The sequence below is a fragment of the Vibrio sp. 10N.247.311.49 genome, from assembly GCF_041467655.1.
GTDB classification, from domain to species: domain Bacteria; phylum Pseudomonadota; class Gammaproteobacteria; order Enterobacterales; family Vibrionaceae; genus Vibrio; species Vibrio crassostreae_C.
Window position 1 is genome coordinate 81,214 of sequence record NZ_JBFSVA010000013.1, and the last position, 14,137, is coordinate 95,350.

At 45.5% G+C, this 14,137-nt stretch carries 9 protein-coding genes; 4 read left to right on the top strand and 5 right to left on the bottom strand.

What is annotated here, in order from left to right; translation table 11 throughout:
• Nucleotides 1-102: 102 nt before the first annotated feature.
• The 3 genes from AB6E54_RS14120 to AB6E54_RS14130 all read right to left on the bottom strand — a co-directional run bounded on the left by AB6E54_RS14120 (nt 103) and on the right by AB6E54_RS14130 (nt 5,927).
• On the bottom strand, nt 103-3,492 hold the full coding sequence (locus tag AB6E54_RS14120) for a response regulator (protein ID WP_017063266.1): 3,390 nt from the start codon (nt 3,490-3,492) through the stop codon (nt 103-105).
• A gap of 216 nt (nt 3,493-3,708) precedes the next feature.
• Nucleotides 3,709-4,731, bottom strand: coding sequence for a 16S rRNA (guanine(1207)-N(2))-methyltransferase RsmC (gene rsmC / locus AB6E54_RS14125; protein WP_017066801.1), 1,023 nt, complete (start codon nt 4,729-4,731; stop codon nt 3,709-3,711).
• A 110-nt stretch (nt 4,732-4,841) separates the two neighbouring features.
• Complete coding sequence (locus AB6E54_RS14130; protein WP_017059406.1) at nt 4,842-5,927, bottom strand: AI-2E family transporter; 1,086 nt, start codon at nt 5,925-5,927, stop codon at nt 4,842-4,844.
• A gap of 76 nt (nt 5,928-6,003) precedes the next feature.
• Between AB6E54_RS14130 and AB6E54_RS14135 the strand changes: the two genes are divergently transcribed.
• On the top strand, nt 6,004-6,129 hold the full coding sequence (locus AB6E54_RS14135) for a hypothetical protein (RefSeq protein ID WP_004734537.1): 126 nt from the start codon (nt 6,004-6,006) through the stop codon (nt 6,127-6,129).
• A 140-nt stretch (nt 6,130-6,269) separates the two neighbouring features.
• Here the strand turns inward: AB6E54_RS14135 and hemL are convergent, their stop codons facing one another.
• Nucleotides 6,270-7,565 (bottom strand): glutamate-1-semialdehyde 2,1-aminomutase, encoded by a 1,296-nt coding sequence (hemL, locus tag AB6E54_RS14140; RefSeq protein WP_010436060.1) that lies wholly within the window; start codon nt 7,563-7,565, stop codon nt 6,270-6,272.
• 296 nt (nt 7,566-7,861) lie between these two features.
• On the opposite strand from hemL, the gene erpA reads away from it, so the two are divergent.
• The 3 genes from erpA (at nt 7,862) to AB6E54_RS14155 (ending at nt 12,708) form a co-directional block, all read left to right on the top strand.
• A complete protein-coding gene (gene erpA / locus AB6E54_RS14145) occupies nt 7,862-8,203 on the top strand; it encodes an iron-sulfur cluster insertion protein ErpA (protein WP_004734539.1) in 342 nt (113 codons plus the stop codon).
• Between the two features lie 271 nt (nt 8,204-8,474).
• Complete coding sequence (locus tag AB6E54_RS14150; RefSeq protein WP_372106455.1) at nt 8,475-9,605, top strand: efflux RND transporter periplasmic adaptor subunit; 1,131 nt, start codon at nt 8,475-8,477, stop codon at nt 9,603-9,605.
• 10 nt (nt 9,606-9,615) lie between these two features.
• Nucleotides 9,616-12,708, top strand: coding sequence for an efflux RND transporter permease subunit (locus AB6E54_RS14155; RefSeq protein WP_372099992.1), 3,093 nt, complete (start codon nt 9,616-9,618; stop codon nt 12,706-12,708).
• Nucleotides 12,709-12,792: 84 nt separating this feature from the next.
• Here the strand turns inward: AB6E54_RS14155 and AB6E54_RS14160 are convergent, their stop codons facing one another.
• Entirely contained in the window at nt 12,793-14,082 is a 1,290-nt protein-coding gene (locus tag AB6E54_RS14160; RefSeq protein ID WP_065584911.1) for a peptidoglycan DD-metalloendopeptidase family protein, read from the bottom strand.
• Between the last annotated feature and the right edge of the window lie 55 nt (nt 14,083-14,137).

Genomic DNA, 14,137 nt, shown 5'->3' on the forward strand with positions numbered 1-14,137 from the left:
TTGCAAGCGTTGGGATTCTACTTTTTGTGATTATTAGGCGTACAAAAAAGCCCACGCTAGGTGGGCTCCATTATTCAAAGTATCGTGATGTTGGTTCAGGGATTAACTGGTCAGTAGTTTCTGAAGTTTATCTCTTAGCATCTCAATATGGGTTCTTTCTGGCGTCTGTTCTTTACAGTGTTCCAGTATGAATTCGATTGAGCTCAGTACCGTTCGCCAGCGAGGGGTTTTCGGTAGGGTTTCTACGCGTAGGTATTTGTCTAGCGTTCGAGTTTGCAGCGTACTGCGGTCTAAGTAGACGCGCCACAAGCCACTCTTCTCGGCGAAAGCGAACTTGGTTTCACCAGTCACCGATTCCCAGTAGATGATGGCATTAGTCATCGCATCGACCAGTACCTCGCGCATTAACTCTTGCTTGTTTTTACCTTCACCGGTTGCCTTGTCAGCAAGACGAGTAAATTCTCCGCCAAGCTCCTTCAACTGTTGCAACTTATCTTTGTCGCCTTCAAAGGCATAACTAGAGAGAGCTTCAACCGCCGTTTCAAGGTTATTGATTCGGTTTGAGTTAACACCACCACCTACATTGAAGATATACATGGTGTCGAGCCCTGAGCCTTCAGGCAGCTTAAGGATGTCACTTGGTATGCGCTGACGTGTATCGTCTATATAGATATCAATATCACCGCAGTAGTGGGCTTGTTCTACCTTAAGGTATTTAGGCGCAATGATCTCGTCGGCCATTGAGCGTTTAAGTTGTTCTTGTCCGCGTCTGAATAGCTTCGCCGCAGCTTCGTTAGCAAAGCGAATACGTTGGTCGTCACGAATACAGATGATGGCTTCAGGTGCCGATTCTAGTTGCTCTAATAAGCGGCCTTGAGTTTCTAACAAGTTAGCCTCAACCATCGCTCTATGTTTGAGCTCGAGTTGCAGTTGGTCGTTTTCAAGGCGTCTTTGTTCAGCTTTGCTTGCTGATAGATGTGCTGTAATTCGAGCCGCTAGTTCTTGTTTGTTGAACGGTTTAGACAAGTAGTCATTGGCGCCAGCTTCGAAACCTCGAACACGGTCTTCTGCTTGGTTGAGTGCCGTTAGCATGATGATTGGCAACTGAGCATGATCGTATTGCTTACGCAGTGCTTCACAAACCTGATAGCCGCTCATTCCTGGCATCATGATGTCGAGTAGAAGCAGCTCTGGCTTCTCTTTCTCAATCAGTTCAATGGTTTCAGGGCCATCACATGCAGTACGTACTCGATAACCTTCTAACTTCAAGAAGCTGTCTAATACTCGCAGGTTAACCGGCTCATCATCGGCGATAACCAATAACGGGCCATCTGGGTTTTCACTGATAACACTATTTTCTTGTTGGCTGTTATCAATTAAATCAGGCGCTTGGAAGTGCGAGTAGTGACCTGATTCGTTGTAACTGTCTAACTCATCTTGAGTAGCTAGGGGCAGGGTAAAGCTAAACGTAGTGCCGAGCATTGGTTGGCTACTAACGTACAGTGAACCGCCCATTAGCTCGATCAACTGACGACTGATCGATAATCCAAGCCCTGCACCTTGGCGGTAGTTACTCGCATCTTGGCCTGCTTGAATCAATGGCTCAAAGATGTGCTCAAGGTACTCGGCCGGTATACCTTGGCCAGTATCGACAACTTGTACACGAATGTTGTCATCGATAACGCTGGCAGAGATAACAATTTTACCTTCTGAGGTGTACTTGATGGCATTGCCGACCAAGTTATACATCACTTGCTCAAGTCGTTGAGGATCCGATGAAACCAGACCTAAATCACTTGGGACTTGGTTAATAATACGGATTGGCTTATTGCCCAATAGGTGATGAGACAACTCTAGGACCAAGCTGGTGGCTGCCGACAAATCAACGGCTGATTTCTTAATATCTAAGCTGCCATAGCGCATCTTGTGATAATCAAGCAGATCATCAACCAAGGTCGCCAATCTCTGACCGCTATTGATGATGATATCCAACTGATATTTCTGATTAGCAGGAATAGGGCCGTTAGCTCCAGATATCAACGCTTCAGCGATACCCACCATGCCATGCAGTGGTGTTCTCAATTCATGTGAAGTAGTCGCTAAGAACTCATCTTTGAGTTTATTTGCCAGTTGTAACTCTTCGTTTTGCTTTTGAATGGTCTTAAGGTTGTCCTCAAGCTCATCGTTTTGGCTTTTGATGAGCTGCATTTTTTCACGAATAGATCGCTGCATTCTTTCGAAGCTCACCGCGAGTCGGCCTATCTCATCTTTGCGCTCGGTATTGATCATGGTTTCATCGAGATCACCCGCCGATACTTTTTCGGCAGCCCACGTCAGTTTAAGCAGTGGGGATGTGATGAAGTTAGACAGATAGTGCGATGCAACGACTACCAGAATGATCGCCGTTAGCATCACGATCACGAAGATCTTTTCTAACTGATGAATACGGGCAAACGCCTCTTTCTCTGGCAGCTCTACGACAAGAGCCCATGTTGCGTATTTCAGTTCAATTGGCGTATATGCCGCGATGATCGCTTGATCTAGGGTGTTGTCGAAGGTGCCAACCGCTGTTTCGCCAGCCAATGCTTTATCGACAACATCAAGGCTCAAGTTGATAGATTCTTGTGAATGAGCAAGGCTACGCGGCAGGTGATCATCACCTACAAGCAGCGTTTGAATATTCGAACTCTTGTTGAGATCCGCAATCAACTTAGTAATGCCGTTGATTGGTAGCCTAAACATCGCGTAACTGTGTAGGTAGCCTTGTTGAACGATAGGTGCGCCTAGCCATGCGGTCTGTTTGCCATTCTCGTCTTTAAAGTCAGAAACGATAACCGGCGTGTAATCTTCGTTAGATTTGCGTCGGTCGGTTACGTCTTTGGCTAGTCGTTGAAAGGTAATACCTAGGTTGGAGTCCTTGTATTTTCCTGTCAGCAGATTGGTGCCGTAATCGTCATTTTTAAAGACGGAATAAGCGACGTTACCGTTGATATCAACTAAGAGAATATCGTCAAAATCAGAGCGTTTAAGCAGTTCTAGGTAAGCATTATGGTAGCGCTTGTGGAGCAGGCGATAACGCTCGCTGCCAATAAAGCTGCTGGATTCAGGGAGGATCGACGTTTTGATTTGATCGCCAGAGCCTTGAATATAGCGCTGCTGTGCATTACTGCGTGCCTCGTCAATATCTAACCCCAATCGTTGAAATGCATTGATCAAACCATAAAATCGCCCGCCACTGGCATTGGCCAATTCTGAGCGAACAAAGCCCATCACTTGGGATTCTTGAGCTTGTAGGTAATCGACAATTTGCTGCTGCTTAGTATCACGAACCGAAACAAGGTGTGAGGTGCTTTGTTCCTGGAGATCCTGACTGTGCGATTGGAGGAAAAATATCGCGATAAGTGTCACAGGGGTAATACTGAGGACAAGAAATGCCAGCATTAGGGTATTTTGAAGGCGCTTAAACTTCTGCTTACGATAGAATCTAAACATAAATTGGGTACTACTTTCCTTTGATGTACTGCTAAAAGGGGCGAAAACAAGTACAGAGAATAGAATTAACGGGTTCCAATTTAACGAAATTAACGAGTTTTTTTACTTTGACAAGTAAGTGGTATTTAAAGCGTGTGCAAAAGCTCATTTTTATAGAGTTTTGACAAAAATATGAACAGACAGCGCAGATAATGACCCTGCGCTGTGCTAGAGAGGTTATTTGTTTGCGTGATAGATCGCGAATTTAGTGGTCTTATTTAGAGTCGCGCATTTTCCAAACGCTTGTTCAATAATTGGAATGTATTTTAAGAAACTATTCGCAACAATAATCATCTCACCAGAACGCTTCAAATGCTTAGGAGCCTGAGAAAGTAAGGTCTCAGTCGCGCTGTAGCTAGTGTCTAAACCTGAATGGAATGGTGGGTTACTGATGATGAACTGATAGTCTTCTGCAGTATCAGAATAGACATCGGATGCGAAGACTTTACCCGTTAAACCATTCGCTTCTAGCGTTGCTTGGCTTGATGCCACGGCAAATGCACTGATGTCGCACATTTCTAGCTCGATATCTGGGTTACGAGATGCCATCACCGCGCCCAATACGCCTGCACCACAGCCAAAATCCAGTACCTTGCCTTTTAGTTTTGGCAGAGTATCCAACAGAAGTTGGCTACCGACATCGAATTGACCGTGACTGAAGACGCCAGGAAGGCTTTTTACCGTAAGTGATTGCTCACCAATGTTAACCGTGTAGGTCTTAAACCAGTCTTGCAGGTTGAACGCTTGTGGTTGCTCGAAGCATTGACCCCAGTAGAAAGAGCAACGACGCGCTGAATCGTATTTAACAACTTTGCCGTAAGGAGCAAACATCTTCTCGATGCTTTTCACGCCTGAACGGTTTTCACCAACCACGACGATCTCGGTATCTTTGCCTAGCTTGGCAAATAGCATCGCCAACAAAAATTCCGCTTCCGCTTTGGCTTTTGGCCAGTACAACATCACTAAGTCGGCTTTAGTCTCTTCGGTAAACTCCGCACCATAAAAACGTTGGATGGTGTTGTAGCCTTCTAATTGACGGTAGTAGCTGTAATTAGAAGTAAACACAGAGACAGATTCACAATGCTTCGCTAACTCAACAGGGAACAAGTCTTCTGCCTCACCGGCAACTAAAACATGTTTGCCTTCAAAGTAGGCGAGTTGGCGTTGAGCAATCTGGCTTGGTGCAATATAAGCTGACATAGGACACTCTGTTGAATCGTTAGCAAAAAATGAGGGCGGATTTTCGCATAATCCGCCCAAAGCTTGAAGTGTTTAATACGGGTTCGCCAATCAAGTTGACGTCAAGTTCGTTAACTCTTGTCTTGCTGGTTTAAAAAGTCCTTAAACTCTTCATCGTAGATGTTGAATAGGACAATGGTAATCGCAAAAATCAATGGTCCGTAGATAAGACCAATTAGGCCAAACAGTTGAATACCACCCAATAGTGAGAAGAAGATCATCAGGGTATTCATGCCTGCACTGCCTTGCATTAGCAGCGGACGCAGAAGGTTATCAATTGAACCAACAATCGCTACACAGTAAACCGTTAGGAAAATCGCCCACGTGGTATCACCAGTTAGGAACAAGTAGGTTGCTGCTGGAATCCAGATTAATGCGGTACCCACAACTGGGATGAAAGAGGCAAAGCCCATCATAGTACCCCAAAATAGACCTGGGAAACCGGCAATCCACATACCTAAACCGCCGGCAAAACCTTGCGCTATTGCGGTTAAGAATGAGCCCATTACTGCTGATTTAGATACTTGTTCTATCTCTGTTAGAAGTTTGTCTTCTTGGCTACGAGACAGCGGCAGAATATGACGAACCACACTGATGATTTTGTCATGATCTCTTAATAAGAAGAACAAAACGAACAGCATCAAGAAGAAATCCATCAAGAAATTGGTTGCGTCACCTAAGATTTTGGCACTGATACCAACTAGCTTAGAACCAAAGCTGGTCGCAAACTCACCGACTTTTTGTGCGATGGCTTGGGGCTCAATGTTGTCGAAAGGCAGGTAGTTATTCACAAATGACAGCGCTTTGACCACTAACGGATGAGCAAACAGAGTCTGAATGCCACCGTGGGTCACCCATTGGTAAGTATTCTGAGAGAACAGAGAACCTTGCTGAACAATTGCTGCGAATACTGCCAATAAAGGGATAACAATAATGAAGGTCAGTATGATACAAGACAGCAGAGAGACGATGTTTTCTTTATTCGGGAGCTTTTTTTCAAGCCACTCATGGATTGGGAACATCAATAGTGAAATGATAAAGGCCATCACGATAGAGTTAACGTATGGCTCGATAAGCAAGTAACAAGCATAAGCCGCCGCGAGTAGGGCAATGATGATCACCCAGTGGCTGGAATTGATTTTGAGTTTTTCTGACACGGTAATGGTCTCTATATTTGCGTTCTGAGTTTATAATGGCTGCAAAACAGAGAGTTAGCAATGAGGAGTTTTGATAATGGGATGCTGTAATAAAGATAAGAAATGCCAAGACGAAGAACAGCAAACAAAAAAAGAGATCCCTTGGTTCAGAATGTTCCTTGGTACCTTGATGTTGTTGGTTTTCCTTTTCTGGGAACGTTAATGCTTTTGGTTCAGCTTTAGCCTTAGTCGACGGCTAAATAAGCTGTCATATTTGTGGCTGGTGAGCGCGATATATAAAAAAGGGCTGCATTTAATGCAGCCCTAAATTCAATCGGTTAGCGACTTATAAAGTGCTTTCGATTATTTGCTTTCAGCAGCAATGATCGCAAGAGAGCGGTCAGCAGCTTCTAGTGTTGCATCAAGTTCTTTTGAACCATGAGCAAGAGAAGTAAAGCTTGCTTCGAATGCTGAAGGTGCAAGGTAAACACCGTGATCTAACATTAGGTGGAAGAAGCGCTTGAAGCGTTCTACATCACACTTAGTTACATCTTCGTAGCACGTCACAGTTTCTTGGTCAGTGAAGAAGAAACCAAACATACCGCCAACTTGATGAACTAGCATCGGGATGCCGTGCTTGTCAGCAAGTTGCTTGAAGCCTTTTGCCAACTGCTTAGTTTTTGAAGCTAGACGCTTTTCGTTGCCTTCTTCTCGTAGAAGGTTCAAACATGCGTAGCCAGCAGCCATTGCAACAGGGTTACCTGAAAGCGTACCCGCTTGGTAAACAGGGCCAGTTGGTGCGATGTATTGCATCACGTCTTTACGACCACCGAAAGCACCGACAGGCATGCCGCCGCCAATCACTTTACCAAGACACGTTAGGTCTGGCTTGATGTTGTAGTAAGCCTGAGCACAACCTTCAGCAACGCGGAAACCTGTCATTACTTCATCAAAGATTAGCAATGCACCTTCTTGATCACAGATTTCACGTAGACCTTCGTGGAAGCCTTCTACAGGAGGGATACAGTTCATGTTACCCGCTACTGGCTCAACGATGATACAAGCGATCTCGCCTTTGTTTGCTGCGAAGATTTCACGTACTGAATCTAGATTGTTGAAGGTTGCTGTTAGCGTTAGTTTCGCAAAATCAGCCGGTACGCCTGGAGAGCTTGGTTGACCTAAAGTCAGTGCGCCAGAACCAGCTTTTACAAGTAGGCTGTCTGCGTGGCCGTGGTAGCAGCCTTCAAACTTAAGAATTTTGTCACGACCAGTGAAGCCACGAGCTAGACGAATCGCGCTCATTGTTGCTTCTGTACCTGAGCTCACCATACGTAGCTGTTCCATTGATGGAACCATCTCAGATACCAGTTCAGCCATTTTGATTTCAGTTTCGGTTGGAGCACCGAAGCTAAGGCCGCGTTGAGCTGCTGCAATCACAGCATCACGAATAACAGCGTGGTTGTGACCAAGGATCATTGGCCCCCAAGAGCCAACGTAATCGATATACGCTTTACCATCAGCATCAAAAATAAGTGGGCCATCAGCGCGTTCAACGAAGATTGGAGAACCACCTACGCCATTGAATGCACGAACTGGAGAGTTTACGCCACCAGGAATAGTTTGCTGTGCTTTTTCGTACAGCTCTGCTGATTTGGTCATTGATATATCCTCTTTTGACTGTCGGACCAATTGGCACGCATTGTACCTATCCCTAATCCAACTAGGAATGCTTTCGCCCAGATAATCACCCGAATCTGGTTGTTTTGTGTGGTTACACGTTTTAATTGTTAGATATTGGTGAGTTTACAGCAGTAAAAGGACCGATCCTGTGGTGAATACTTGAACGTTTCAGTCAGGTATTAGATAATCACCGGAATATAAGAAAATACTCAACAACTATGGTCTCGAATTAGATTTGTATCATGTTGTTTTTGACACAGGTAAGAGAGGTTGTCGTGAGCGAAGTAAATATCCCATTGTCTTTTTCTGATGCAGCAGCTACCCGCGTACAAACGCTAATTGCTGAAGAAGAAAACCCAGAACTAAAACTGCGTGTATACATTACAGGTGGTGGTTGTAGCGGTTTCCAATACGGCTTCACATTTGATGAAAAAGTAAATGATGGCGACACTACAATTGTAAACAGCGGTGTAACGCTGGTTGTTGATCCAATGAGCCTACAATACCTAATGGGCGGCATGGTTGATTACACTGAAGGCCTAGAAGGTGCACGCTTCTTTGTGAACAACCCGAACGCTACAACAACATGTGGTTGTGGCGCATCATTCAGCGTATAGCATGAGTTGAAAATAGCTTGAGCTCAAAGCTGTATTAGATACATTTCAAACGCCGAACTTATGTTCGGCGTTTTTGTTTTTACTTAGTAACTTATTACTTTTCAAAGCATTCCTCTCATTTTTAGTACACGGCATATTTTTTAAACTGTCGATAGCGTCCAACTTCGTTGAGGATTGGTCTGTTAAGGTTACCTTTGTGCATAAGGAAGTTGCACATCACGCTATTAAGCCAACTAGCGCGCCTGAATGACATCGGACAAAAGGATTTGTTATGCCCACTCTATTTTCTAACTCACCACTTTTTCAGAAATTGAAGCAGCCGTGGCTGGTTTCTCTGACTCTAGTCGTGTTGTTGTCGATCTGGCTTGGTTTAGGCGTAGGGCAAGCAGAAGAGTCACCTGAAAAAAAGGCAACAGAAATTCCGCTGGCTAAGGTTTCCTTTCAAACCTTCACCTCATCACCGACCTTTAAAACGATTGATCTCTATGGAAGAACGGCGCCCGATAGGCATGCTCGTCTAGGTGCAGAAGTCGCGGGTAAGATTGTCAGATTGAATGTTGTTAAGGGGGGGATGGTTAAAGCAGGACAAGCCATTGCCCAGATAGATAAGGGTGATTTAGAGATTCAACTAGAGCGAGCATCTGCGTTATATCGCTTGAAGCAGAAAGAGTTCAAAGCGGCGCAGTCACTGAAGAAAAGAGGACTGCAAGGTGAAATCGCCTACACCACAGCTGAGGCTTCATTAACAGAATCAAAAGCCATGATGCGCAATGCGGAATTGGCTTTAAAGAATACTGTGATTACTTCGCCTTTTTCGGGTGTGGTTCAAGATTTGATGGTGGAGCTCGGTGATTTCGTTAGTGTTGGCGATCCTGTTGCTGGCGTGATTGACCTCGATCCTTTGGTTATTGAGGCGGATGTCAGTGAGCGTCATATCCAACATTTGCTAGTCAATCAATCTGCTTTGGTTCGTTTGTTAGGGCGAGAAGAAGCGGAAGGCCGTTTACGCTATGTTTCTCGTATCTCTTCTGTTGCTACTAATACCTTCCCAATCGAGATAGAAATCGATAACTCTAAAGGCCTATTACCAGCAGGTGTCAGTGCCGAAGTTAAACTCAACCTAGAAACAAGAGATGCAATAAAGATAACACCGGCGATGCTAGCATTGGATGAGGCGGGTAACCTAGGGGTCAAAACCTTGGTTTCAGTCGATGACTCACCAACGGTGAAGTTTGTAGGCATTCAGCTAGTAAAGGCCGAACAAGATGGAGTGTGGCTCACGGGGCTAGGGCTAGGTCAACGCGTCGATATCATCACAGTAGGCCAAGGGTTTGTGCGTGATGGTGATTCGGTGATTGCTGTTGAGCAAGTCGCTGAACTCTCTAACGTAACCGCAGAGTAGGAGATAACCGATGTATTCAATTATTGATGCAGCCTTGTCTCGTGCTCGAACAATGCTCTCCCTTTTAGCGTTAATCCTTGTAGCCGGTGTCGTCACCTATATCACGATACCTAAGGAATCGAGCCCAGACATTACCATCCCAATTATCTATGTTTCGGTCGGGCACCAAGGGATCTCGCCAACGGATGCAGAACGTTTATTGGTTCGACCTATTGAGCAAGAGCTGAGGTCGATTGAAGGCGTAAAAGAGATGACAGCAACCGCAGCAGAAGGGCATGCCTCTGTTGTGTTGGAGTTTAATGTTGGCGTCGATCTCACCAAAGCAATGGCCGATGTGCGTGACGCGGTTGATCTGGCTAAACCAAAACTACCAGAAGACAGTGACGAACCGACCGTAAATGAGGTGACGCTGGCTTCTGAGCAACCTGTTTTGTCTGTTGTGCTATTCGGTACCGTTCCTGAGCGCACCATAGTGCAAATTGCCCGAGAGCTTGGAGACAAATTAGAAAGCTATCGCCAAATCCTTGAAGTCGATATTGCGGGCGATCGCGCTGACATCGTCGAGATCATTGTCGATCCGTTATTGATGGAGAGCTACAGCTTAGATCAAGCGGATATCTATAATCTGATCGCTCTGAACAATCGAGTGGTGGCCGCAGGTTTTGTTGATACTGGCTACGGACGTTTTTCTGTCAAAGTCCCTTCGGTATTTAACTCCTTAAAAGACGTGCTTGAGTTGCCTATTAAAGTGGATGGCAAGCAGGTGGTCACTTTTGGCGATGTCGCTACGGTTCGTCGAGCGTTTCGAGATCCTGAAAGTTTTGCTCGTTTAGATGGCAAATCTGCGGTGGTGTTGGATATCAAGAAGCGTGCAGGTGAGAACATCATCGAAACCGTTGAGCTAGTCAAAGCGGTAATGGCTGGTGCTCAGCAGCAAGCGGAATGGCCAAATAACCTGTTGGTCAAATACACCTGGGATGAATCTAAAGATGTGAAGATCATGCTTAATGATCTGCAAAACAATATCTTATCCGCCATTATTCTGGTGGTGATCGTTATCATCGCGATTCTTGGTGTGCGTACCGCTTTGTTAGTGGGTATTTCCATTCCAGGCTCATTCCTAACCGGGTTATTGGTTCTTTCGGTGTTTGGCTTAACCGTCAACATCGTAGTGCTGTTCTCTCTGATTATGGCGGTGGGGATGCTAGTAGACGGTGCGATTGTGGTGACCGAATTTGCAGACAGGCGAATGCAAGAGGGGGAAGGGCGCAAAGCCGCTTACCGAGATGCAGCGAAACGGATGGCGTGGCCGATAACCGCATCGACTGCCACAACCTTAGCCGCATTTGCTCCGTTACTGTTTTGGCCTGATGTGACGGGCGAATTTATGAAGTTCTTACCACTAACTCTGATCGCGACTTTAACTGCATCATTGATCATGGCGTTGTTGTTTGTGCCCGTGCTGGGCGGTTTGATTGGCAAACCTCAATACGTATCGTCTAAAAGCCAAGCTCGAATGGTCGCACTGCATAATGGTGACTTTTCACAGGCTACTGGTTTAACCAAGGCTTACTACCACACGCTTTCTTTAGCGATTAAACACCCCTTTAAGATTTTGTTCAGTGCGGCACTGCTCGCGGTTGCAGTTGGTTTTACTTATTCAAAAGCGGGTCTAGGTGCAGAGTTCTTCCCAGAAGTTGATCCGCCATTCTTTAATGTCAAAGTTCGCTCGCATGGGGATCTGTCTATCCAAGAAAAGGATGACATCATGCGTGATATTGAACTGATGATGCTCAATCATGATGAGTTCGATACCGTTTACACGCGTACTGGTGGTGACGACCAGATTGGTTTGATCTCAATTACGCCTGTTGACTGGCAATATCGACGCAGCGTTAAGGCGATTATTGATGAGTTGAAGGTACAAACCGATCAATACGCTGGTGTTGAGATTGAATATAAGTTCCCTGATGCTGGGCCTCCGGTTGAAAATGACTTAGTGATTGAGCTGTCGGCAAGAACTCCAGAGCAGCTCAATCAGGCTGCAAAAATTGTGAGAGGTTGGGCTGATGGAAATAAAGCACTGACCAATATCAGCGATACTGCGAGTAAAAATGGCATCGATTGGAAGGTGGATATTCGCCGCGACGATGCTGCGCGCTTTGCAGCTGATGCGACCTTAGTGGGTAATACCGTTCAATTCGTGACTAATGGTCTCAAGATTGGTGATTATCTGCCCGATGACTCTTCAGAAGAGGTCGATATCTTGGTGCGCTACCCTAATGATAAGCGTGATATCGGGCGCTTCGACCAGCTTAGGGTGAAAACGCCAGCAGGTTTAGTACCTATTACTAATTTCGCTCAGATCGTTCCCGACCATAAGCAAGACACCATTAAACGCCTTGATGGCAAGCGTGTGGTGAACATCATGGCGGATATGGAAGAAGGGTATAACCTTGCTCTCGAACTACCAAAGATCGAACAAGCATTGAGTGAGCTAGGGCTGCCGAGTAGCGTGGAATTTCGCATCCGTGGTCAAAACGAAGAACAAGAAAACTCGTCAGCCTTTTTACAAAGTGCTTTCTTGGTTGCTTTGGCGGTAATGGCTTTGATTCTGATTACTCAGTTCAATAGCTTCTATCAAGCGTTTTTGATTCTGAGTGCGGTGCTGTTCTCAACGGTTGGCGTGTTCGTTGGCTTACTGATCTTCCAACGTCCGTTTGGCATCGTGATGTCGGGAATTGGGGTAATAGCGCTCGCCGGCATAGTCGTGAACAACAACATCGTGTTGATTGATACTTATAATCAGCTCATCAAAAGAGGCTTGGACAAGCGAGATGCGATTCTAAGAACCGGTGTTCAGCGTTTAAGGCCAGTAATGCTCACGACGGTTACGACTATCTTAGGTTTAATGCCGATGGTGTTAGAGATGAACATCGACCTGATTAATCAAAAGATAGAGTTTGGCGCGCCAAGTACACAATGGTGGTCACAGCTTGCGACCGCTATTGCTGGTGGTTTGGCGTTTGCCACGGTGCTGACTTTAGTATTAACCCCTTGTTTGTTAATGCTTGGACGGAACAACAAACCTGAAAAACAGTAGCTAGTTGTGGTATGTGAGCATAAAAAAGAGCGCCTTGATGGGCGCTCTTTGCATTTTTCTATTTTGCAGTGAAGCTACAAACGCCTAGTTAGTCGCTAGTAACTGACCGTATCGCTCAAGGTTTCTTAATCGAATCTCTGAGTTGGCAATAAAGGTTGCTTTTGCTTTACCAGTTAACGACTTGGATTGAGGCAATTTCACGGTACGCGCATTTTTATGTACGCCATTAACCAAGAATTCATAATGTAAGTGCGGGCCAGTCACACGGCCTGTACCGCCCAAAGTACCAATGGTTTGGCCTTGTTTTACGCGCTGACCGGTTTTCACCATACGTCGCTTCATGTGCAGGTACTTGGTGATGTAGGTGTTGCTGTGGCGGATGAACACGTAGTTACCATTGAATTGGTTGTAACCTGACTTCTGAACAATACCGTCACCGGCTGCCCAGATAGGCGTGCCAACAGGGGCTGCGTAGTCAGTACCGCGGTGAGCTCGAATCTTACCGGTTACTGGGTGTCTCCTGGTAGGGTTAAAGTTCGATGTTACGCGACGAAAATCAATTGGTGAGCGCAAGAACGCCTTCTTCATCGCACGACCATTTTCATCGAAGTAGTTGCCGCTTTTATCATCCAATACCGCGGTAAATGAATCGCCTTGGTTTTTGAACACGGCTGCCATGATCTTACCGCGACCAACTACTTCACCTTCAACCACTTTCTCTTGGTATAAGATTTTGAAGCTGTCGTTCTTACGAATATCTAACGCAAAGTCGATATCCCAACCGAAGATGCCGGCCAGTTCCATAATTTGGTTTGCGGTTAAACCTGCGCTGACGCCAGCGTTCCAGAAGTTAGAGGTGATGTTGGCTTCGGCATAATTGTATTGGTATACCACTTCTTTTTTGTCGAAACTTGATGAGAAAGAATCGCCAGATTTAGTGATCTTGAAGCTTTCAAACGCACTAAGTTGTCGTTTTAACTGAATAAGGTCGTTGTTTTCATCAAAGCCGAACTGCAAGACATCACCAGGTCTTAGGTTAGACAGCTGCTTCTTAATATCATTATTGGTATTGAGTAGCGTGATCAGCAGACGGTATGAGAGGCCAATACGTTCAAATAAAACAGAGGTGCTTTCGCCAGAGCGAACGGTGTATTTCTCCCAATTGAGCACTGCCGTCGGTGGAGCGTCACTTGAGCTAATAAGTGCAGAGGCATTGATAGTCAGTGGGTAATGTTTTCCCACAACTAAAGCGCCCGAATCGTCACGCAAACTGTTGACGTCGGGGAGTAAGAAAATCGCGACGAAAATTATGGCACTAAAAAATGCGATAAAAGCCCGGTGCAAAATAGGAAGGCGTGCAAAAATAGACAACATGTTCCGGTTCGTTCTGTAAATATTATGAAAATCGACGACGGAATAGTGTAACTGG

Excerpts from the sequence above, each read along its gene's own strand:
- AB6E54_RS14135 (WP_004734537.1), top strand. The coding sequence starts at position 6,004 with ATGGGATGCTGTAATAAAGATAAGAAATGCCAAGACGAAGAACAGCAA.
- AB6E54_RS14150 (WP_372106455.1), top strand. The coding sequence starts at position 8,475 with ATGCCCACTCTATTTTCTAACTCACCACTTTTTCAGAAATTGAAGCAG.
- hemL (WP_010436060.1), bottom strand. The coding sequence starts at position 7,565 with ATGACCAAATCAGCAGAGCTGTACGAAAAAGCACAGCAAACTATTCCT.
- AB6E54_RS14120 (WP_017063266.1), bottom strand. The coding sequence starts at position 3,492 with ATGTTTAGATTCTATCGTAAGCAGAAGTTTAAGCGCCTTCAAAATACC.
- AB6E54_RS14160 (WP_065584911.1), bottom strand. The coding sequence starts at position 14,082 with ATGTTGTCTATTTTTGCACGCCTTCCTATTTTGCACCGGGCTTTTATC.
- rsmC (WP_017066801.1), bottom strand. The coding sequence starts at position 4,731 with ATGTCAGCTTATATTGCACCAAGCCAGATTGCTCAACGCCAACTCGCC.
- AB6E54_RS14155 (WP_372099992.1), top strand. The coding sequence starts at position 9,616 with ATGTATTCAATTATTGATGCAGCCTTGTCTCGTGCTCGAACAATGCTC.